The 19359-nt window shown below is 32.3% G+C and carries 19 protein-coding genes; 8 read left to right on the forward strand and 11 right to left on the reverse strand.

Annotation, left to right across the window (positions count from 1 at the left end; translation table 11 throughout):
• Nucleotides 1-76 precede the first annotated feature (76 nt).
• Nucleotides 77-1075, forward strand: a complete 999-nt coding sequence (gene gap / locus AC3QL1_RS01170; RefSeq protein WP_492494425.1) for a type I glyceraldehyde-3-phosphate dehydrogenase — start codon at nt 77-79, stop codon at nt 1073-1075.
• Between the two features lie 25 nt (nt 1076-1100).
• Nucleotides 1101-3272 carry a tetratricopeptide repeat-containing hybrid sensor histidine kinase/response regulator gene (locus AC3QL1_RS01175; protein ID WP_492494426.1) on the forward strand — a complete coding sequence of 724 codons (2172 nt, stop codon included), beginning with the start codon at nt 1101-1103 and terminating at the stop codon, nt 3270-3272.
• Here AC3QL1_RS01175 and lpxK read toward each other — a convergent pair.
• The gene (gene lpxK / locus AC3QL1_RS01180; protein WP_492494428.1) at nt 3269-4282 is read right to left on the reverse strand and encodes a tetraacyldisaccharide 4'-kinase; all 1014 of its coding nucleotides are present in this window, start codon (nt 4280-4282) and stop codon (nt 3269-3271) included. The genes AC3QL1_RS01175 and lpxK overlap by 4 nt on opposite strands.
• Nucleotides 4283-4326: 44 nt before the next feature.
• Nucleotides 4327-5151, reverse strand: coding sequence for a KilA-N domain-containing protein (locus tag AC3QL1_RS01185; protein ID WP_492494429.1), 825 nt, complete (start codon nt 5149-5151; stop codon nt 4327-4329).
• 171 nt (nt 5152-5322) lie between these two features.
• Between AC3QL1_RS01185 and AC3QL1_RS01190 the strand changes: the two genes are divergently transcribed.
• The 3 genes from AC3QL1_RS01190 to AC3QL1_RS01200 all read left to right on the forward strand — a co-directional run bounded on the left by AC3QL1_RS01190 (nt 5323) and on the right by AC3QL1_RS01200 (nt 8241).
• Nucleotides 5323-6417, forward strand: coding sequence for a Nif3-like dinuclear metal center hexameric protein (locus tag AC3QL1_RS01190; protein WP_492494431.1), 1095 nt, complete (start codon nt 5323-5325; stop codon nt 6415-6417).
• Nucleotides 6418-6420: 3 nt separating this feature from the next.
• On the forward strand, nt 6421-7200 hold the full coding sequence (locus AC3QL1_RS01195; RefSeq protein ID WP_492494433.1) for a zinc ribbon domain-containing protein: 780 nt from the start codon (nt 6421-6423) through the stop codon (nt 7198-7200).
• 168 nt (nt 7201-7368) lie between these two features.
• Complete coding sequence (locus AC3QL1_RS01200; protein ID WP_492494435.1) at nt 7369-8241, forward strand: alpha/beta fold hydrolase; 873 nt, start codon at nt 7369-7371, stop codon at nt 8239-8241.
• A 133-nt stretch (nt 8242-8374) separates the two neighbouring features.
• Here the strand turns inward: AC3QL1_RS01200 and AC3QL1_RS01205 are convergent, their stop codons facing one another.
• Nucleotides 8375-9055 (reverse strand): ArsR/SmtB family transcription factor, encoded by a 681-nt coding sequence (locus tag AC3QL1_RS01205; protein WP_492494436.1) that lies wholly within the window; start codon nt 9053-9055, stop codon nt 8375-8377.
• A gap of 61 nt (nt 9056-9116) precedes the next feature.
• Here AC3QL1_RS01205 and AC3QL1_RS01210 point away from each other — a divergent pair, with 61 nt between their 5' ends.
• From AC3QL1_RS01210 to rluF, 3 genes are all read left to right on the forward strand, one after another.
• The gene (locus AC3QL1_RS01210; protein WP_492494438.1) at nt 9117-10271 is read left to right on the forward strand and encodes a cytochrome P450; all 1155 of its coding nucleotides are present in this window, start codon (nt 9117-9119) and stop codon (nt 10269-10271) included.
• Between the two features lie 11 nt (nt 10272-10282).
• The gene (locus AC3QL1_RS01215; protein WP_492494440.1) at nt 10283-10627 is read left to right on the forward strand and encodes an antibiotic biosynthesis monooxygenase family protein; all 345 of its coding nucleotides are present in this window, start codon (nt 10283-10285) and stop codon (nt 10625-10627) included.
• Between the two features lie 162 nt (nt 10628-10789).
• Nucleotides 10790-11602, forward strand: a complete 813-nt coding sequence (gene rluF, locus AC3QL1_RS01220) for a 23S rRNA pseudouridine(2604) synthase RluF (RefSeq protein ID WP_492494441.1) — start codon at nt 10790-10792, stop codon at nt 11600-11602.
• Nucleotides 11603-11683: 81 nt separating this feature from the next.
• On the opposite strand, the gene AC3QL1_RS01225 is transcribed toward rluF, so the two are convergent.
• From AC3QL1_RS01225 to AC3QL1_RS01260, 8 genes are all read right to left on the reverse strand, one after another.
• Nucleotides 11684-12028, reverse strand: coding sequence for a mannan-binding lectin (locus AC3QL1_RS01225; RefSeq protein ID WP_492494443.1), 345 nt, complete (start codon nt 12026-12028; stop codon nt 11684-11686).
• Between the two features lie 314 nt (nt 12029-12342).
• Nucleotides 12343-13089 (reverse strand): LytR/AlgR family response regulator transcription factor, encoded by a 747-nt coding sequence (locus tag AC3QL1_RS01230; protein WP_492494445.1) that lies wholly within the window; start codon nt 13087-13089, stop codon nt 12343-12345.
• Nucleotides 13082-14623: an ATP-binding protein gene (locus tag AC3QL1_RS01235; protein ID WP_492494447.1), complete on the reverse strand. Its 1542-nt coding sequence runs from the start codon at nt 14621-14623 to the stop codon at nt 13082-13084. The genes AC3QL1_RS01230 and AC3QL1_RS01235 overlap by 8 nt, the downstream gene beginning before the upstream one ends.
• Nucleotides 14624-14932: 309 nt before the next feature.
• Nucleotides 14933-15421: a hypothetical protein gene (locus AC3QL1_RS01240; RefSeq protein ID WP_492494449.1), complete on the reverse strand. Its 489-nt coding sequence runs from the start codon at nt 15419-15421 to the stop codon at nt 14933-14935.
• Nucleotides 15422-15669: 248 nt separating this feature from the next.
• Nucleotides 15670-17064 carry a DUF4153 domain-containing protein gene (locus tag AC3QL1_RS01245; protein WP_492494451.1) on the reverse strand — a complete coding sequence of 465 codons (1395 nt, stop codon included), beginning with the start codon at nt 17062-17064 and terminating at the stop codon, nt 15670-15672.
• A gap of 57 nt (nt 17065-17121) precedes the next feature.
• Complete coding sequence (locus AC3QL1_RS01250; protein WP_115847231.1) at nt 17122-17415, reverse strand: winged helix-turn-helix domain-containing protein; 294 nt, start codon at nt 17413-17415, stop codon at nt 17122-17124.
• 4 nt (nt 17416-17419) lie between these two features.
• Nucleotides 17420-18034 (reverse strand): hypothetical protein, encoded by a 615-nt coding sequence (locus AC3QL1_RS01255; RefSeq protein ID WP_492494453.1) that lies wholly within the window; start codon nt 18032-18034, stop codon nt 17420-17422.
• A 326-nt stretch (nt 18035-18360) separates the two neighbouring features.
• Complete coding sequence (locus tag AC3QL1_RS01260; RefSeq protein WP_492494455.1) at nt 18361-19287, reverse strand: magnesium transporter CorA family protein; 927 nt, start codon at nt 19285-19287, stop codon at nt 18361-18363.
• Nucleotides 19288-19359: the final 72 nt, after the last annotated feature.

The raw sequence follows: 19359 nt of genomic DNA on the forward strand, positions 1-19359 counted from the left end.
TTTAATTGTTTAATCGTTTAGTCGTAATTGACGATAAACGATTAAACGGATCTACGATTAAACAAATAAACAAAAGTTGAAAACTAGAATTGCTATTAATGGTTTTGGAAGAATTGGCAGAAATTTATTTCGTCTTCTTTTAAACCATCCTGAAATTGAAGTTGTTGCGATCAATGACATTGCTGATAATATAACCATGTCGCACCTAATTAAGTACGACAGTATTCACGGTGTTTTGCCTTTTAAGGTAAGCCACGATAAAGAAAGCATTATTGTTGATGGAAAACATTTTTTATTTTTTCATGAAAAAAGCATTTCAAATTTAGACTGGAAAAGTCATAATATTGATTTCGTAGTTGAATCAACCGGAAAATATAAAACCCACGAAGAATTAAATGCGCATATTATTTCAGGAGCAAAAAGGGTAATTCTTTCGGCTCCATCAGAAGTGGATACGATAAAAACGGTTGTTTTAGGCGTAAATGAGCATATTTTAGACGGGACTGAAACGATTGTTTCCAATGCGAGCTGTACAACAAACAATGCTGCACCGATGATCAAAATCATCGATGAATTATGCGGAATCGAGCAGGCATACATTACAACGATACATTCTTATACCACAGACCAAAGTCTTCATGACCAGCCACATAAGGATTTACGCAGAGCAAGAGGCGCAAGTCAGTCGATTGTTCCAACAACTACAGGTGCAGCTAAGGCATTAACAAAAATTTTCCCTAAATTGCATGAAAAAATAGGTGGTTGCGGAATTCGTGTACCAGTTCCGGACGGTTCATTAACTGATATTACATTTAATGTAAAACGCGCCGTAACTATTGAAGAGATTAACCAGGCATTCGAAAAAGCCTCAACCACAAGTCTAAAAGGAATATTAGATTACACAGAAGATCCAATCGTTTCGGTAGATATCATTGGCAATACAAATTCGTGTTTATTCGACGCACAACTTACATCTGTTATCGACAAAATGGTAAAAGTAGTAGGCTGGTACGATAACGAAATTGGCTATTCATCACGATTAATAGATTTGATTTTACTGATGAGAAAAACATAAATTCATTGTAAAAGCATTGCAATACATGAAATACCACCTTTTAATTCTTATTAGTTTTTTTAATTCATTTTTGTATTCTCAAACTAAACAGAATATAGATAGTATTTCCTATTACAACAAATTGGCTAACACCAATCTGGAAATAAAAAAGTATGATCAGGCTATTTTTTTCACACAAAAATCAATAGACTTTTGCAACACCAATCATGAATTTGAAGGCTTAGCAAATCAAACTTTTAAGCTGGGTAAAATTTATTATAACCAACAGAAATACGACGAAGCCTTAAAAAACTTTCACAAAAGTGTTTCTTTGTTTAAAAATGTAAAACCTACTTGTACCAAAGTTTTGGCATTACATTATATAGGTGCTGCCAACACTGCAAAAGGCAATCATCAAACAGCCGAAATTTATTATAGCAAAGCCCAGACTTTACTTAAAAAATTAAATATTGTTGATAGTGCCGAAGTCTTAAATTATCAAAAAGGTATTGCGTTTAAAAGCAGCAAAGATTTAAAATCAGCACAAAAAACTTTTCAGGTAATTACTAAAAAAAAGGATAATCCCGTTCTTTTAAAAACTAAAATTGATTCCTATTATCAGCTTGGTTTAATCGAATCTCAACTCAGGCAAAACGATTCGGCAATTATTTATTTTGAAAAAGCTCTCGAACTCAATTCAAAAACTACTGATTTAGTTCAAAAGTCAAAAATTGTTCTGGCAATAAGTCAATATTATAAAGAAAAAAGAAATTTCGATCTCGCTTATTCTTATCTCAATGAACATTATCAAATTGAGAATTATATTTTAAAGCTCAAAAATGCTAAAATTGATTTTAATGAATTCGAAAAATTCAAGAAAAATCAATCTTTAAACAATACTTTAAAAAAGGAAAGTGAAGAAAAAATTCAATTAAAAACCTATCGATATTCTAAACTTGTGAGTATTTTGGCTATTGCCTTAATTTCCATTTTATCGCTTTTGAGTTTGGCCTTATATAAAAATAATATTATCCGAAATCAGAATAACTTACTTTTAAGAGAAAAAAACAAAGAACTTATTCTTGCCAAAAACAAGGCAGAAAAAGCATCACAAGCCAGATCTGAATTTTTATCAACTGTAAGTCACGAACTTCGGACTCCGCTAAATGCCATTAACGGAATCACACATTTATTACTCGAAGATAATCCCAAAAAAAATCAATTGAAATATCTGGAATCTCTAAAATTCTCCGGAAATTATCTGACTACTTTTATTAATGAGATTCTTGAAATCAACAAAATAGATTCTGCAAAAGTCGAAATTGGAAAAATTAACTTCAACTTAAAAGAATTACTTTATAATATTCAGGGCTCTTTAAAAGAATTGGCGACGGCAAATAAAAACTATTTCAACCTTCACATAGACAAAGAAATTCCTGATAATTTAATTGGCGATCCTACCAAAGTATCTCAAATTGTCATGAATTTAATCAACAATGCTTTAAAATTCACGCAAAACGGACATGTAAATGTAATTGCAAAATTATTTTCTAAAACCGACGAAAATGCAACCGTTTATTTTGAAATTATCGATACCGGAATTGGTATTCCTGAAGATAAATTGCAAAGTGTTTTTGAAAGTTTTTCACAAGGTTCTATCGAAGTGAACAGAAAATATGGCGGAACAGGTTTAGGATTGACAATTGTAAAAAAACTAATTGAACTTTTAGGTGGAGAAATCAAAGTAAAAAGTGAAGTTGGGAAAGGCTCTGCTTTTACTTTTAAATTGGATTTCAGCATCAATAATGAACCGATGGAAAATCTTGAAGACGCAAAATCATACAGTGACGCACAACTCAAACACAAATCGATTTTGCTGATTGAAGACAATAAAATCAACCAGATGATTACCAGAAAAATGCTGGAAAACAAAGCGATTTCCTGCGAAATAATTGATAATGGCGAAGAAGCCGTTGAACTTTTAAAAGTAAAACATTTTGATATGATCTTGATGGATGTTCATTTACCGGGCATCAACGGAACTACTGCTACAAAACAAATCAGAGAATTTGATAAAACCACTCCCATTATTGCGCTAACAGCTATTTCGCTTGACGAAAACAGAGATATGCTTTTAGCGTTTGGGATGAACGATGTCATTACAAAACCTTTTGTACCAGACGAACTTTATTATACAATTGCTAAATTCTTAGATTAGTTATTTTTTATGTACTCAAGAATCGTTGTGTCAAAATTTTGCTGATTATTGATAAAAGTACTTTTGATAGGAAGATAATACAATTGAGAAATCAGTTTTGAATCTTTTAAGCGAACATAATCTTTTTCTGTGGTAACGATTTTTCTGTTTTGTGCTTTATTTTGAATCATATCTAAATCTGTTTCCGTAAAATGATGATGATCAGGAAAAGTCAGGCATTCGTCATTTTCATTTTTTAGATAATCAAAAAAAGGTGTTGGTTTTGCAATTCCGGCCAGAAGTAATTTCGATTCTAATTTAATTTCGCTTACGGCAATTTCACCTTCTTTTCCATAAATCGCGTCATCATAATCGATAAAGGTAAAATACAATTGTTGCGAATCACTTAGCTTTAATTTCTTCCAGATTTCACTTTGATTTTCATCAGATAAATTTTTCGGGCATTTTGTGACAATTACAATTTTGGCACGATTGGCTCCACTTCTGCTTTCACGCAAATTTCCGGTTGGCAGCATAAAATCATCGGCATACAAATCATCATAAGATGTCAGCAAAATATAAAACCCGGCTTTTACTTTTCGGTGTTGATAAGCGTCGTCCAGTAAAATTATCTGCGGTTTTTCTTTTTGAGAAAGTAATTGCGTAATTCCGTTTGTTCGGTTGGCATCAACTGCAACCTGAATATTTGGGAATTTTTGGTAAAACTGAAAAGGTTCATCACCCAGAATTTCAGCATTTGAAGTTGCATCAGCCAAAACAAAACCTTCAGATTTTCGCTTGTAACCACGACTTAAAGTAGCAACTTTATATTTATCATATAATAATCGAATTAAATATTCGATTTGAGGTGTTTTTCCGGTTCCGCCAACACTTAAATTTCCAACCGCAATAACCGGAATATCAAATGAAGTTGACTTTAGAACTCCTTTATCAAAAAGAAAATTCCGGACTGAAGTAATGAATCCGTATAATATCGCGAATGGGAATAATAATTTTCGAAGTATGTTCATTTTACGAAAGTATGATATTTAAATTTTTATCACAAAATTATTAGTTACTTCAATTTTTCAAATGCCTTAGTATTAATAAGCGATTTCATCTGAATAATAGCAATTTCATTCAATTTCAACAATCTATCTGCTTGGTCTATTTCTTGTTGTATTAGTACTGCATTAATACTCTCAAGATTTGATAATACAACTAATTGCTCTATTGAAGCGATATCTCTGATATTACCTTTTTGATCCGGATTTTCAATGCGCCATTGTTTTGCAGTTCTTCCAAATAGCGCAAGATTTAACGTATCAGCTTCATCGGCATAAACAAAATTCTTTTGATTTCCTGATAAAATTATCGGAATTAAATTTTCCTTAATTGCATCAGTATGTATTTTGTAATTAATTTTAGAAATGGTCCTTTGCAAATTCCAATCTAATTTTTTGGTTTTATTCTCATCTTCTTTTAAACGCTGAAACTCTTTAATAATATAAAGCTTAAACTCAATAGAAATCCAGGAAGCGAATTCGAATGCAATGTCTTTATGCGCATAAGTTCCTCCATATCTTCCTGCTTTTGATATTATCCCTATGGCATTTGTTGCTTCGATCCATTTTTTAGCAGTCATTGTAAAACTATTTAACCCAGCCTGCTTTTTAAACCCGTCGAATTCGACGGGGTTAAAATCAGGATTATTTAAAACTTCCCAAAAGCCTAAAAGTTCAATCGTATTTCTGTTTCGCAACCAATTTTTGATAATATCATCAATATGATCGGGATCTTTGTAGCGTGCAATATCAGTTATACAAATATAATCTTGTTCCAAGTTCGAGAGCAATGAAATTGAATTACCATTCACCTCCATTTTATTCAATTTTGCCATACCTTATTTTTATATAATAACACTTGCCACTTCTTCATGGAAAAACAAGAAAAAGCTTACGAAGTGTATTCGTTTCGCGAAAGTATAATTTTTTTCGTTAATTTGTTTCAACTTAAAGTTTCAGTTTATAATGTAAACCTGAAACTTGAAACCTGAAACAAAATTTTAAAAATGAAAATCAAAGATATATTAGCAGTTCTCGAAGAAATGGCACCTTTGGCTTACGCCGAGGATTTTGACAATGTTGGACTTTTAGTGGGAAATTCTGAAACTGAAAGTACGGGCGTTTTAGTTTGTCATGATGCTTTAGAGACCGTAATTGAGGAAGCTATTGCTAAAAACTGCAATTTAGTTGTTTGTTTTCATCCGATTTTATTCTCCGGAATTAAAAAAATAACCGGCAAAAATTATGTGGAACGCGCCATTTTAAAAGCCATAAAAAATGACATTGCGATTTATGCCGTTCACACTGCTTTGGATAATCATTCGGCAGGAGTAAATAAAATTTTCTGTAATGCTTTGGGTTTAATAAATACTAAAGTTTTGATTCCGAAACAGAATTTCATTCAAAAATTAGTGACTTATACTGTTCCTGATAATGCACAAAAAGTACGTGAGGCATTGTTTGATGCAGGCGCGGGAACAATTGGAAATTATGATAATTGTAGCTTTAATTCTAAAGGAACCGGAACTTACAAAGGAAATTCTGAAAGCAATCCGGTTATTGGAGAACGCCACGAATTAACAGAAACTGAAGAAATAAAAATCGAAGTTACTTTTGAAAAACATTTGCAATCCAGAATTTTAAAAGCACTTTTTGCGAATCATATTTATGAAGAAGTGGCTTATGAAATCTATGATTTACAAAACTCGCATCAAAATATCGGCTTGGGAATGAGTGGTGAATTCGAAACTGAAATGGATGAAAAAGAGTTTTTATTATTTGTAAAAGATAAAATGATTGCTGACGGAATTCGACATTCTGACTTTACAGGAAAAAAAATAAAGAAAGTTGCTGTTTTGGGTGGCTCTGGGAGTTTTGCGATTAAAAATGCAATTATGGCCGGAGCTGATGCTTTTTTGACCGCTGATTTAAAATACCATCAGTTTTATGAAGCCGAAAACAAGTTACTTTTGGCAGATATTGGTCATTTTGAGAGCGAACGCTATACAAAAAACTATATTGTTGATTATCTTCGAAAAAAAATCCTTAATTTTGCCATCATTTTATCAGAAGAAAATACAAATCCAGTTAAGTACTTATAGAATATGGCGAATACGAAAGAATTAAGTGTTGAGGACAAGTTAAGAGCAATATACGATTTACAGCTTATTGACTCTAGAATTGACGAGATCAGAAACGTAAGAGGAGAACTTCCTTTAGAAGTGGATGATTTAGAAGATGAAGTTGCAGGTTTGAGCACTCGTTCAGAGAAACTGAAAGGTGAACTTGAAGTGATTGAAGATCTTATCAAAGCAAAGAAAAATGCTATTGATGAGCACAAAGAGGTTATCAAAAAATACACAAAACAACAAGAATCAGTTCGTAATAACAGAGAATTTAATTCTTTGACTAAAGAGGTTGAATTTCAGGAATTAGAAATTCAATTGGCTGAAAAGCAAATCAAAGAAATGAAAGCTTCTATCGAACATAAAAAAGAAGTTATTTCTAACTTAAAAGAAAAACTTGACGCAAAAAGTTCACATTTAAAACATAAAAAATCTGAATTGGATGCTATTATGGCTGAAACTCAAAAAGAAGAAATCTTCTTATCTGAGAAATCAGCTGAGTTTTCAGGTCAGATTGAAGAAAGATTATTGGCTGCTTACAACAGAATCAGAAGCAGTGTTCGTAATGGTTTAGCTGTTGTATCTATCGAAAGAGGAGCTTCTGCAGGATCATTCTTCACTATTCCGCCACAAACTCAGGTTGAGATTGCTTCAAGAAAGAAAATCATTACTGATGAGCACTCTGGAAGAATTTTAGTTGACAGCGCATTAGCTGAAGAAGAAAAAGAAAAAATGGAACAATTGTTCTCTAAATTCTAAATATAAAATCCCGATTTAATCGGGATTTTTTTTGCTTAAAATTTTCCACCAATAATTTCACTAATTTTTAAATACTAAGAATAAAAATTCGTGCTAAATTTGTGAAATTCGTGGCGATACTTTTTAGATCCCGTTCGAATAATTATATTATTAATTAAACCATTTGTTTTGGGAATTAAAAAAGGAATTCGTTTTATTACATTAAAATCAGTCGGACAATATATTAACTTCCTGAGTTACGTTCGCCCGCAAAAAGCTGTTGCACTTTCTTACGCTCTTTTTAGTCAGCCCAGAATTGGAAGATTGCAAAAAGATACTTTACCCAAAGTTTTAAGAAATACCGAAACAGAAACGTTTCATCATAACGATCATCATTTTCAGACGTATATCTGGAAAGGAAATGAAACCAAAATTCTTTTAGTTCACGGTTGGGAAAGTAATGCTTCGCGCTGGAAAAAAACTTTACCGCATCTTCAAAAATCAGGAAGTACGATTATTGCTATCGATGCTCCGGCACACGGACAAAGCAGTGGAAAGGAATTTAATATTCCGCTTTACGCCGAATTCATTAATAAAGCCGTAGAAAAATACCAGCCAACTATAATTATTGGACACTCAATTGGCGGAGCGGCCTGCGTTTATCATCAATATTTGTTTCCCAATACGAGTATTAATAAAATGGTGATTCTTGGTGCGCCTTCGGATTTGAAAACTTTGATTGACAATTATATTTCGATGTTGAGTTTAAATACTAAAATGTTTTCGCTTTTAGAAAGTCGGTTTTTAACCCATTTCAATTTTAAAATTGAAGATTTCTCAGCACAAAAATTCGCTTCTCAATTTAATGTGTCTGGATTTATTGCGCATGATACTTCAGATAATGTTGTTGCATTTGCAGAAGGCAAAAAAATCGCCAGTAACTGGAAAAACAGTCAGTTTATTGAAACGAAAGGTTTAGGCCACGGAATGCATGATGATGAATTGTATGCAAAAGTAATGGCCTTTTTATTTGCTGAAGTTTCTGAGCCAGTAAGTCGTTAATATACTAAGGTTTGTTTATTTTCTTGTCATCCTGAGCGTAGTCGAAGGAACGCGAGGAGCACGACAAAGATTGACATTTCTTCGCGGAGTTTCTAGTTTTTCCTCGACTACGCTCAGGATGGCAAAACATTGTCTACACAATAATGCTAAAATGCCTCAAGAATTCCTTCTCTCCTTTTCCGGTAACAATTATAGCTCTGGAATCTTTTGTTTTTCTGATCCAGTCTTCGGTTATCATTTTATTTAAAAGCAGAGCTCCGACTGAACCTGCGAGATGGTTCCTTCTTTCGCTCCAATCGAGACAGGGTTTTAAGAATATTCGTTTTTGTTTTTGGGCTTCTTCTAAATTAATTCCGAAATCAGTAAACCATTTTTTGCCTTCGGAACTAATTTCAAAAGCATCATTTTTATTTACAATTATTTTTTGCTCTAATAAACTATCCGTTAAAGCGACGCCAATTTTTCCGGCTAAATGATCGTAGCAAGTTCGGCAGTATTTTATTGGAGGATAATTTTCAGTTTCTTTTTTGGATGCCATTTCGGGCTTCGGAATCAGGTTTGCCATTGCTTCAACGGCGTAGGCAACTTCTTTACTTGAAAACCGGTAATATTTGTGACGTCCTTGTTTTTCTACAGAAAGTAAATTTCCTTCGAGAAGTTTAGTAAGGTGCATACTTATATTTTGCGGAGATGTATTGGCAATAATAGCCAGTTCTGTTGCGGTAAAAGCTCTTCCGTCAAGCAATGTCCACATGATTGCCGCGCGCGTTGCATCTCCTATTAATGCTGCTGTTTTTATAAATTGATTTTCCATAGTTCAATACAGAATGAAGTATTCCTTTGTAAAGTTAAATAACTTTGATAAAAAATAATTTATGTCGTCAACTTTATTCCTTCAATCTGATATTCCAGATCCTTATTCAGTTTATAAATTGGCTTTGGATAAAAATCCGGTTTATTGGGATGAAATCAATCAAATCTGGGCTATTTATTCTTATAAATTTTGTGTTGAAATTTTAAAAAATCCTTTAGCTGAGATTCCGATTATAAATCCCAATAACGAACAAAACCTGAATGAAGATGCTTTAAAAATCCTGACTCATTTAACTCGTCTATCAAATGGAATTCAGCATGAAATTACTCGTGAAGTCGCGACTTCATTGTTTTCTAACCTGAAATCTATTGCTATAAATCAACTTGTTTCTCAATTAATTCAAAATGATTTAAATGGAAATAAAATGGATTGGGTAAATTTGGTTTGCAAAAAACTACCCGTTCTTAGTCTTTTAGAAAGTTTGGGTTTTGGCGAAAATGATTCAAATTTTATTACAGACAAAATAGAATCTTTCAATAAAATAATGCTTCCAAAAAAAACGGAAGAACAAGTACAATTAATCAATAAAAATGCAGGAAAAATATTTTCAATCGTAGAAAAACATCTTTCTTCTCTACCATTTTATAAACCTTTATTAATCAAAATATCAGATCAATACAATCTTTCAACAGAAAAAATAATTTCAATAATTGTAAGCAATTTTATTGGTTTATTAATTCAGAGTTTTGATGCCGGCCGCGGAATTTTGAGTAATTCGTTATTGCAGCTTATTCGGCATAAAAGTCTTTCCGAAAAAATTCAGATTGAAAAATTGGTTGTAGAAACATTGCGCTTTGATCCTCCAATTCATAATACACGACGGGTTGCGGCAGCAGATTTTCACATCGGCGAAAGCCAAATTAAAAAAGGCGATTCGATATTACTTGTTCTGGCTTCGGCAAATCGTGATTCTGATAAATTTGAAAATGCAATGGATTTTGATATGGAAAGAATCAATAATAACGAAAACCTGACTTTTGGAATTGGCGGCCATATGTGTCTGGCAAAATATTTCGCTATTAATTTAGCAACAGAAGCTTTGTATTATTTAGTAAATGAATACAAAGGGATTACTTTATTGGAAAACATCATTGAATACGAACCTTTAATCAATGCCAGATTACCCAAAAGTATCTGGATTTCAATTCAAAATTAAAATATAAATTTATGATAGCAGTAATTTTTGAAGTAGTTCCAAATGAAGGAAAAAAAGAAGAATATCTGGATATTGCCGCCAGATTGCGACCAGAATTAGATCATATCGATGGATTTATTTCGATAGAACGTTTTCAGAGTTTTAGCAATCCTGAAAAGGTTTTGTCTTTGTCTTTTTGGAGAGATGAAGAAAGCATTCAACAATGGCGAAACCTTGAAATGCATCGTTATGCACAGGCAAAAGGCCGAAATGAAATTTTTAAGGATTATCATTTAAGAATCGCGCATGTTGTTCGGGATTATGGTATGTTTGACAGGAAAGAAACGCCGGAAGATAATTCTGAGTTTCATTCTTGAGAAACGTTCAAAGAGGCAGAGGTCCAAAGGGACAGAGGTTTTCTTTTGAGGTTCTAAGATTTCTAGTTTTTTTCTTTAGGAAAAATCTAAAATTCTCAGAATGCAGCAATCTAAACTCTAAAATCTAAACTCTAAAATTGAATTTTTCCTTACTTTTGCAAGATGGAAGAGAATTTAAAACGTCTGAATAAATTTATTGGAGAAACCGGCTATTGTTCTCGTCGTGAAGCCGATAAATTGATTGAGGAAGGACGTGTGACAATAAATGGCGTTGTGCCTGAAATGGGAACGAAAGTTTCACCTAATGATGAAGTGCGTATCGATGGTAAATTGATTGTTGAGAAACATGAAAAATTGGTTTATCTGGCATTTAATAAACCGGTGGGAATTGAATGTACAACCAATTTAGAAGTTCGAAATAATATTGTGGATTATATCAATTATCCTAAACGAATTTTCCCGATTGGAAGATTGGACAAAGCCAGTGAAGGATTGATTTTTATGACGAATGACGGTGATATCGTAAACAAGATTTTACGCGCCAGAAACAATCACGAAAAAGAATATACGGTAACTGTTAACAGGCCAATTACAGATCGTTTTATTGAACGAATGGGAAATGGTGTTCCGATTTTGGATACGGTTACGAGAAAATGTAAAGTGGAACAAATTAGCAAGTATACGTTCAAGATTATTCTGACTCAGGGTCTAAACCGTCAGATTCGTCGAATGTGTGAGTATTTGGGTTATGATGTAACGGCTTTGAAACGTATCAGAATTATAAATATTTCATTAGACATTCCGGTTGGCCGATATCGCGATTTGACCGATGCTGAGATTAAGGAATTAAATACATTAATTGAACCTTCGAGCAAAACCGAAGAAGCAAGTTTACCAAAAGAAGAAGCACCAAGACGAAGAACAGAATTTATTTCAAAACACGATCCCCGATTTAAGAAAAAAGGAGATTATTAATCTTTACAATTTATATAAAAGCCCCGAAAATATTCGGGGCTTTCTTTTTAACAATTTATTTTACCAACGAGTCAAACCAGATTAAAAAGTATATTTAATCTCAATTACACTCATTTGTCCTTCTACGATTGTAGACCATTGTCCTGTAAACTCAGCTCCGTATGATGCAGCGATTACTGAACCTACTTTTTGAGCTTCGTCATTACTCCATAACGGACCAGCCAAAACGTTTGTTTTATATTCGTTTTGTCCTCCGTTTTTAACGTTTAGTTCCAATTCAACTACACTCATTTGGCTGTCTACAACGGTACTCCATTGTCCTGTCCATTTACCTTGATGAGCTGCTGCTACTAAAGGAGCTTTTGTGTTTGCATCTTCCTGGTTCCAGATTGGACCTGCCGGGATATTAACTTTAAATGTTGCCATGATATTAAATTTTAAATTATTGATTTGTTTTTGTCCTACTCTTTAGGATTTTCGGTTACTCCTCGTTTTTTAAGTGGTTTCTGAACTCCTCTCTTTTACAAAATGATTAATTTCGTAAGTGACTTAGTAAATAGTGAAAATTAAATATGCTAGCCTTGTTTAATATTCTGTAGTAAAAGTATTTCAGAACTCTACTTTTTTTAATAAATATGTTACAAGACTGAAAATCAATGTCATAAAAAACAAAAAATGAGGTATCGGCAAAAAAAAACCTCCACATTTGTGAAGGTTTTTTTTATAACTACAGTTGAAAATTATCTTAATATGCGAAAGTTTTTCACGAAATCTTTGTATTTATCACTCAAAGTAACTTTATGGTTTCCTTTTAAAATAACGAGATTGTCATTCACAATTATTTCTTCAATTTTGCTCAGGTTTACAATATAATTGCGGTGAGTCTGGCAAAATTTATTTGGATCTAAGAGCTGAATAATTTTGGTTAGCGAAATTAGAATTACAAATTTTTCGACATCGGTAATGATGTTACAATATCTGTCTTCTACTTCGATGTACACAATATCTTCGATTCGGACTTTTTTTAGCGATTTATTTTTTTTAATAAACAGTGTATCGTTGCTTATCACCGTATTTTGATCTTCGCTATGAAAAACATTGGTTTGCTCGTAGAATTTTTCAACAGCCATTTCCAATGCGTACAAAATTTCAAGTTCATTGAAAGGCTTCATCAAAAAACTAAAAGGTTTGGTCAATTTTGCTCTTTCAAAAATTTGACGGTCTTTTGAACTCGTTAAAAAAACAAACGGTTTTACACCATTTGGCACGATGTTTATCGTTTCTGCAAAAGTAATTCCGTCTGGTTTTCCATCCAGAAAAACATCAATCACAACGATATCAATTGCATTTTGGTAAAACATTGTAAGCGCCTCCTGATAGGTAGGCGCGATTCCAACAATATTATAATTATTTTCGGTAAGTACTTTTACAAGTGCATCACTTTCTGAAGGAGTATCTTCAATAATAAGTACGTTAATATTATCCATGATTTTTAAACTTTGGCAATATTATAATCATTTTAGTTCCCGCATTTTCTTCGCTTTCTATTTCGAGTTTTCCGCCATTTTTACGAATCAGGCTTTTGCATAATTGCATTCCCAAACCAGTTCCTATTATGTCGTCATTTTTCTTTTTCGAAAGCAAAACTGTTTCTTTTAATAATTCCTGTCTTGTTGCATCGTTCATTCCTAATCCCGTATCTTCTATCACTAAATAACAAAACTCTTCTGATGAAGGTCTTGAATAAATGGAGATTGAGCCATTTTCTTTTGAGAATTTAATGGCGTTATCTAACATGTTCCGAATAATGATTTTAAGAGAATCCATATCTGCAAAAACATAATCCGCTTTAGAAACATCACTTTTAAAAGCGATATTGGCGTTTAACATCAATGGTTTATAATTGTATTCTACATGTTGTACAATTGTGGCCAAATGCAATGATTCCTGATAAAAATAAGCTTGTTTGGTTTGCAGTAAAGCCCAATTAAGCAGATTATCCAGCAAATTGTACGCGCCATTTGCAATTGTACTATTGTTGTGCAACAGAACATCGAGTTCTTCAAAATTTTTACTTTCCAGATTCTGGATCAATTTACCATTACTTGTTTTTAAGGCATTTACGGATGATCTTAAATCGTGGCTTACAATAGAAAATAGTTTATCTTTTGTGGCATTCAATTCATCCAACTCGTTTTTCTGAGCCAGAATGATTTTATTGTTTTTTATTTTTTGTCTGTAAAAATAAACTCCGGTTCCAAACAATATTAAAAGCAAAACCGAAGAAATAATAAAACCATTTCTTTCTGCAATTTTTGCTTTATTTTCGGCTGCAAGAACGTCTACTTCTTTTTGCTTTTGTTTGATGGCAAATTTCTTTTCGACTTCGGCAATTTCCCAAACTTTATTTTGATCGTTTAGGGAATCTTTCCATTGTTCAAATTCTTTTCTGTAAGTTAAAGCTAAAGGAAAGTTTTTTCTGTTTTCTTCAACTACAGCCATATTTAAAGTCGCAACTCTTTTTATATCAAATGAAGTTATTTTTTTTGATAAATGATATGCTTTTTCAAAATAAGGAATTGCCTGACTGTCTTTATATTGCACATAATACAGAGTCGCAATATCCATATAAGAACTTACAAGCATTAAAGTATCTTTTTGTTTTTTTTGTAAATCAGCACTTTCAAATAAATACTTTTCTGCTTTATCAAATTTTTCAAGATGCAGATAACACAATCCGATGTTATGTAAAATACTGCCTCTGTAAATATTATAAGATTTGGTCGCAGGAAGTTTTTCAATTTCCTGAAAATATTGCAGGGCTGTTTTGAAATCACTTTGCACGAGAGCAATTTCGCCTAAATTAATTTTAACCTTATAATAAAATGCAAAGCTACCTGATACTTTATTAAATTCTTTTTTTGCTTCTTTAAATAGCTTTTTTTCTTTAAAACAAACTCCTCTAAAATAATAGCAATAATTTGCAAGCTCAGCATTTTTTTTAAGACTAAGCTGTTTCATTGAATAAACCAAAGTGGAATCCCAATTTTTTTCTAAAAAAAATTTTTGAGCCTTATTAAAATTAATATCCTCTTTAAATTGTCCTGCCTTTGCTTTTATTTCAATCGAAAATATTTTATCATGATGGTATTTATTCTGCGAGAAAAGAAAAAAAGAATTTAGAAGTATTATTGAAAAAATGTATAATCTAATGTTAATCATTATATTCTAATAATTATATTTTAAAAATTTAAATTCAGATAAAAAGCTATAAATAAATCCTATAAATGAAAAAAACATTTATAGGATTTATTAGGTCCAAAACTATTTTTAAGATTCACCCTCGCCAGTTCCGGTTCCAGGTTGAACCGTAGTTTCAGTTCCTCTTGAAGATATTGGATCAATATCCCAAAGAAAGGTTTGAACAGTTTTTATTTTGGTAAATGCATCATCTCCAAACGGAATTTTTTTTGCTTCAAAGCTAACCTCATATATATCAAACACTTTACCTACAACATCTTGTAAATCGTAGCATATAAAAAATTGCAGCTGTGGATTTCCTTCAATATCAACATAGCAATTTTGATATATATCAAACTCTAATGAATTTTGCTCTTCTGGTGCTATAAAGACAACAGCTCTCATTTGAAGTCTTTTCTTTCCTATTAAAGTAGCCTGAACAACCGGAGATAAAAGAGCATTTGTTTGGTTTTCAGGGAAAGTAATTGAAGTACGTTTTTCTAATTTCACTTTAGGTCCGAGAGAAACTCCCGGTGGATAGATTTTTTCTGTAGGCGATTTTAGAGTAGTTTTTGTCATGGGTTTTGTTTTTAGGTTAGACTTAATTGATTATTGACGTTTTTAAGAAATATCTCACTTAATAGAAATGGATATACTTAAAATTTTAAATTTTCAAAAATCAAATATAGTAAACAATTTCTTAATAAGATTTAACCCTTTGTAATAACTGTATTAATTAACATTAGAGTTCTAAATTCTTTAATAAATAACAACTTACATTAACCTATAACAACAAAAAACCCATTCATCTGAATGGGTTTTAATGATTATTTTTTCTGATTTAAAAATTCGTAATATAATACTTTCGATAGAACGGTTTCATTTTGATATCTTTCAATTTCATTTTCCCGCTCTATTTCATTGTATTGTCCGTCAAGTTTATGTAATGAAAAATATTCTCTGCGGGTTTCGTCGTTAAAATGGAGATCACTTAAAAACCTGGGTTCGACTCCTTTATTTACCGAGATATTATAATTTGTAATGAGATTTCCCCAATTAAAAAAACTGCATAAAAGAACGGTTCCATAGAAATACCAAACCATTTGATTGAAAAGATAAGCGTTTGTTTTTTGTTTGGTGATTTTTAAAAAAGCATAAACTAAACCAATTATCGCTAAAATAAGAAAAGCATAAACTCCTAATCTTTTATAAGTTAAACCAAAGAATGAAACGTACTCTGAATTTTTTAGCGCCGTACTTACAATTAAAACGCCGTTTAATACAATCCAGATTTTCGCCAGACGTTTTAGATTTGTTGCCTTCTTATCAAAATTGAATCCGCCTTTAAAATAAAAAAGGATAACGCCAACAGCCATAAGAATAGAAAAAATAATTGCATTTACCCTTTCATGTGTGTCTGCGCTAAGTTTTGAAGCCTGTGCGGTGACTACTTCAAAAAATTGCTCATAATTATATGTCACTATAAAAACCAAAAGCATAAAATTTAATAATAACAGGGTAATCTCACCACTTTTTCTTTCAAAATCAAGATCAAGAAACGAAAATGTATTTTGATTTATGGTTTTCTGTTCATTAGTAAATTCATTGTCAAGTTTAGAATTTAAATCATAAGAAACTTGTGGAATCCAGTAATTCCAAAAGGTGAACGAAATATAAAATCCTAATACCGTAATTACCAGCAATTGCCAAATGTCAAGATCTAATTGATAATCTGTAAAAAGGGAAGAAAAATGATCGCTTCCAAAAGAATATACAATGAAAAAAAGTGCAACAAAAATAACCGGAATGATAAAATAAGCAATTAGTTTTTTGGCAAAATTATTATGTATTTTCTTTTCCGGAAGCCATTGGTTAAACATAAAGACACGTCCCAATGTTGTGATTCCGTTTAAAAACACAAGCGGAAAAACCTGAAGTATTTTGAGATGTGACTCCTGTGTTTTAAACCGTAAAAAAACGATTGACATGAACAAGGCCAAAAAAGACACAAAATCGCCATACCACGCAAAAGCCAGACACGATAAAACTGATGTCACAACTAAAACTAAATGGGAACGATCTACAAACCGATCCTGAAAGAAATAACAGATCAAACCTGTTAAAACGAGTCCAAAAATAGCGAGGTTTACTCCTATTGATTCCTTGTAAAAAAGCAGCGTAAATATCAGACTGCAAATAAAGATAAAATGATGTTTTTTCATGATTCATTTAATTTAAAAGCACTTTGTATTTCAAAGTGTTTAGGTAAAAAATTTTGGTTATTTAGATTTCATTAATTTTTCAAGGCTGTTTAAGTGTTCTTTAAAGGCTGCACGTCCTCTGTCTGTCACTTTATAAGATGTTTTGGGCTTTTTACCCACAAATTCTTTCTTAACTTCTATATATTCGGCTTTTTCTAAGGCTGTGGAATGGCTTGCTAAATTACCATCAGTAATGTCTAAAAGGGTTTTCATTTCTGTAAAATCTATCCATTCATTCACCATCAGAATAGACATAATCCCTAATCTGACGCGGCTTTCAAAATCCTTATTTAATTTATCAATGATTCCCATTGGTTTATTTGTATTTTTTGAACATTATTAGTCCGTACAAGATATGCAAAATTCCAAAACCAATGATCCAAAAAATCAATCCATATCCTACGAAAAATAAGGAAATACAGCCCAGAATAAGCTGGCTGAAACCTAAATATTTTACGTCTGAAAAGGTATATTTTTCGGCGTTTATCAAGGCTAATCCGTAAAAAATTAAAGTGGTTGGGGCTACTAAAATAAAAATCTTGTGATAAATCAAAGCCAGACAAAATATTCCGCCAATGAATAAAGGAATGGCCAAATTGAAAAGCATTTTTTTGGTTGCCGTTGTCCAGATAGGCAAATTGTACTTTTTACTTTTTCTGATTGTAAAAAAGATTCCGAAAACAAAAGCAGCAATTAAAATGATAATTCCACTTGTGATTAATTCAGAAACTAAATTACCGTCAAGCAAAATGTGTTCTCCATCAAGATAATTTATTCCGTTTATTTTGAATAACTGATAAACGTATAATCCGCCAATTAAGGCTGACAATCCCGCAAATACTCCTGAGAGTCCGCTTAAAGATATAAATCTGGAAGAGCGCTCCATCATGGAACGAATATGTGATAAATCTTCTTGATGCTTCTGATTCATAATTAAAGTACTTTGAGTTACAAAGTTATTATTTATTTTGAATTGGCAAATAAAAAATTGTCTTTTTATTTTATGTGATTGAAATTTATACCTAGAAAGTCTTGAAAACCTTGCGAGAACGAGAAGTTCTTATGGATTGTATTTGCGTGAGGGATAGGAGCTTGCTACCGAAGTAGCGCGGATAGCCCGACCGTATCCCGATAAGCGGGCGAATACTCGCAAAGTATGTTTGCCCGCTTATCGGGATACGGTCACGCCCAACTTATAAAACCAAAAAACCTACTCGATGGAATAGGCTTTTGTTTATAAATGAGAAATTGTGTTTATCAAAACCATCTTCGGCGCTTGAATAAAAAAACACCAAAAGAAGATAAGATTACGGAAACAAATAAGAGTATCCAAATGCCGTATTTGCTTTCTTCTAGACCGTTTGGCACGTTCATTCCGTACAAACTCGCGATTAAAGTTGGAATCATTAAAATGATGGAAATGGATGTCATTTGCTTCATGATGTTATTCATGTTGTTGGAAATCACCGAGGCATAAGCGTCCATCATTCCAGTTAGGATATTGCTGTAAATATTGGCCGTGTCCTGTGCCTGACTTAACTCGATTTCGACGTCTTCTAATAAATCCGGATCGTAATTTGCTTTGTACGCTTTTAAATTTTTAACGCGATGAAATAAAACGTCGTTTGCTTTTAAGGATGTTATAAAGAAAACAAGACATTTTTCGATTTGAAGCAAGGCTTGTAATTCTTCGTTTTTGATGGATTTCTCCAAATTATCTTCGGCGAGTTTTATCTTTTGATTGATTTGTTTTAGATATTTCAAATACCAAACGCTTGATGACAAAAGCAATCTTAAAACCCAGTCAGCATTATCTTTTACTTCAATATTTTTGCGTTGGGAATACAGCATAAAATCGTTTATGATTTCTGTTCTGTAAAAAGTAATGGTAACGCAAATATCATCCTTAAAAATCACACCAAGCGGAATGGTTTGAAAAGGAAGTTTTACATCGTCGCTTTTGATGGGAACGCGCATGATAATCAATGTCCAGCCGTCTTCGATTTCGATACGGGGTCTTTCGTCAATATCTTCAATATCGTTGTAAAATGCTTCGGGAATCTGAAGTTCTTCCAGTAAGTATTTTTTTTCTGTTTCTGATGGAGCTTCGATGCTTATCCAGCAGTTTGGTGTCCATTTTGGGATTTCGATTAATCCGTTATTGTTTTGGTAAAAGGCTTTCATTTCAAAATACAGGGTTTTATTATAGCATTTTGAAAAGTTCAAAAGCTATTTTAATTTAATACTAACGAATAA

The organism is Flavobacterium sp. GW823-FHT04A11 (genome assembly GCF_058796535.1).

Coding starts and splice junctions, on each gene's coding strand:
- AC3QL1_RS01225 (WP_492494443.1), bottom strand. CDS start 12,028: ATGGCAACATTTAAAGTTAATATCCCGGCAGGTCCAATCTGGAACCAG.
- AC3QL1_RS01175 (WP_492494426.1), top strand. CDS start 1,101: ATGAAATACCACCTTTTAATTCTTATTAGTTTTTTTAATTCATTTTTG.
- AC3QL1_RS01185 (WP_492494429.1), bottom strand. CDS start 5,151: ATGGCAAAATTGAATAAAATGGAGGTGAATGGTAATTCAATTTCATTG.
- AC3QL1_RS01250 (WP_115847231.1), bottom strand. CDS start 17,415: ATGGGAATCATTGATAAATTAAATAAGGATTTTGAAAGCCGCGTCAGA.
- AC3QL1_RS01205 (WP_492494436.1), bottom strand. CDS start 9,055: ATGGAAAATCAATTTATAAAAACAGCAGCATTAATAGGAGATGCAACG.
- AC3QL1_RS01245 (WP_492494451.1), bottom strand. CDS start 17,064: ATGAAAAAACATCATTTTATCTTTATTTGCAGTCTGATATTTACGCTG.
- AC3QL1_RS01190 (WP_492494431.1), top strand. CDS start 5,323: ATGAAAATCAAAGATATATTAGCAGTTCTCGAAGAAATGGCACCTTTG.
- AC3QL1_RS01255 (WP_492494453.1), bottom strand. CDS start 18,034: ATGAATCAGAAGCATCAAGAAGATTTATCACATATTCGTTCCATGATG.
- AC3QL1_RS01210 (WP_492494438.1), top strand. CDS start 9,117: ATGTCGTCAACTTTATTCCTTCAATCTGATATTCCAGATCCTTATTCA.
- rluF (WP_492494441.1), top strand. CDS start 10,790: ATGGAAGAGAATTTAAAACGTCTGAATAAATTTATTGGAGAAACCGGC.
- AC3QL1_RS01230 (WP_492494445.1), bottom strand. CDS start 13,089: ATGGATAATATTAACGTACTTATTATTGAAGATACTCCTTCAGAAAGT.
- AC3QL1_RS01215 (WP_492494440.1), top strand. CDS start 10,283: ATGATAGCAGTAATTTTTGAAGTAGTTCCAAATGAAGGAAAAAAAGAA.
- lpxK (WP_492494428.1), bottom strand. CDS start 4,282: ATGAACATACTTCGAAAATTATTATTCCCATTCGCGATATTATACGGA.
- AC3QL1_RS01240 (WP_492494449.1), bottom strand. CDS start 15,421: ATGACAAAAACTACTCTAAAATCGCCTACAGAAAAAATCTATCCACCG.
- AC3QL1_RS01260 (WP_492494455.1), bottom strand. CDS start 19,287: ATGAAAGCCTTTTACCAAAACAATAACGGATTAATCGAAATCCCAAAA.
- AC3QL1_RS01235 (WP_492494447.1), bottom strand. CDS start 14,623: ATGAAACAGCTTAGTCTTAAAAAAAATGCTGAGCTTGCAAATTATTGC.
- AC3QL1_RS01195 (WP_492494433.1), top strand. CDS start 6,421: ATGGCGAATACGAAAGAATTAAGTGTTGAGGACAAGTTAAGAGCAATA.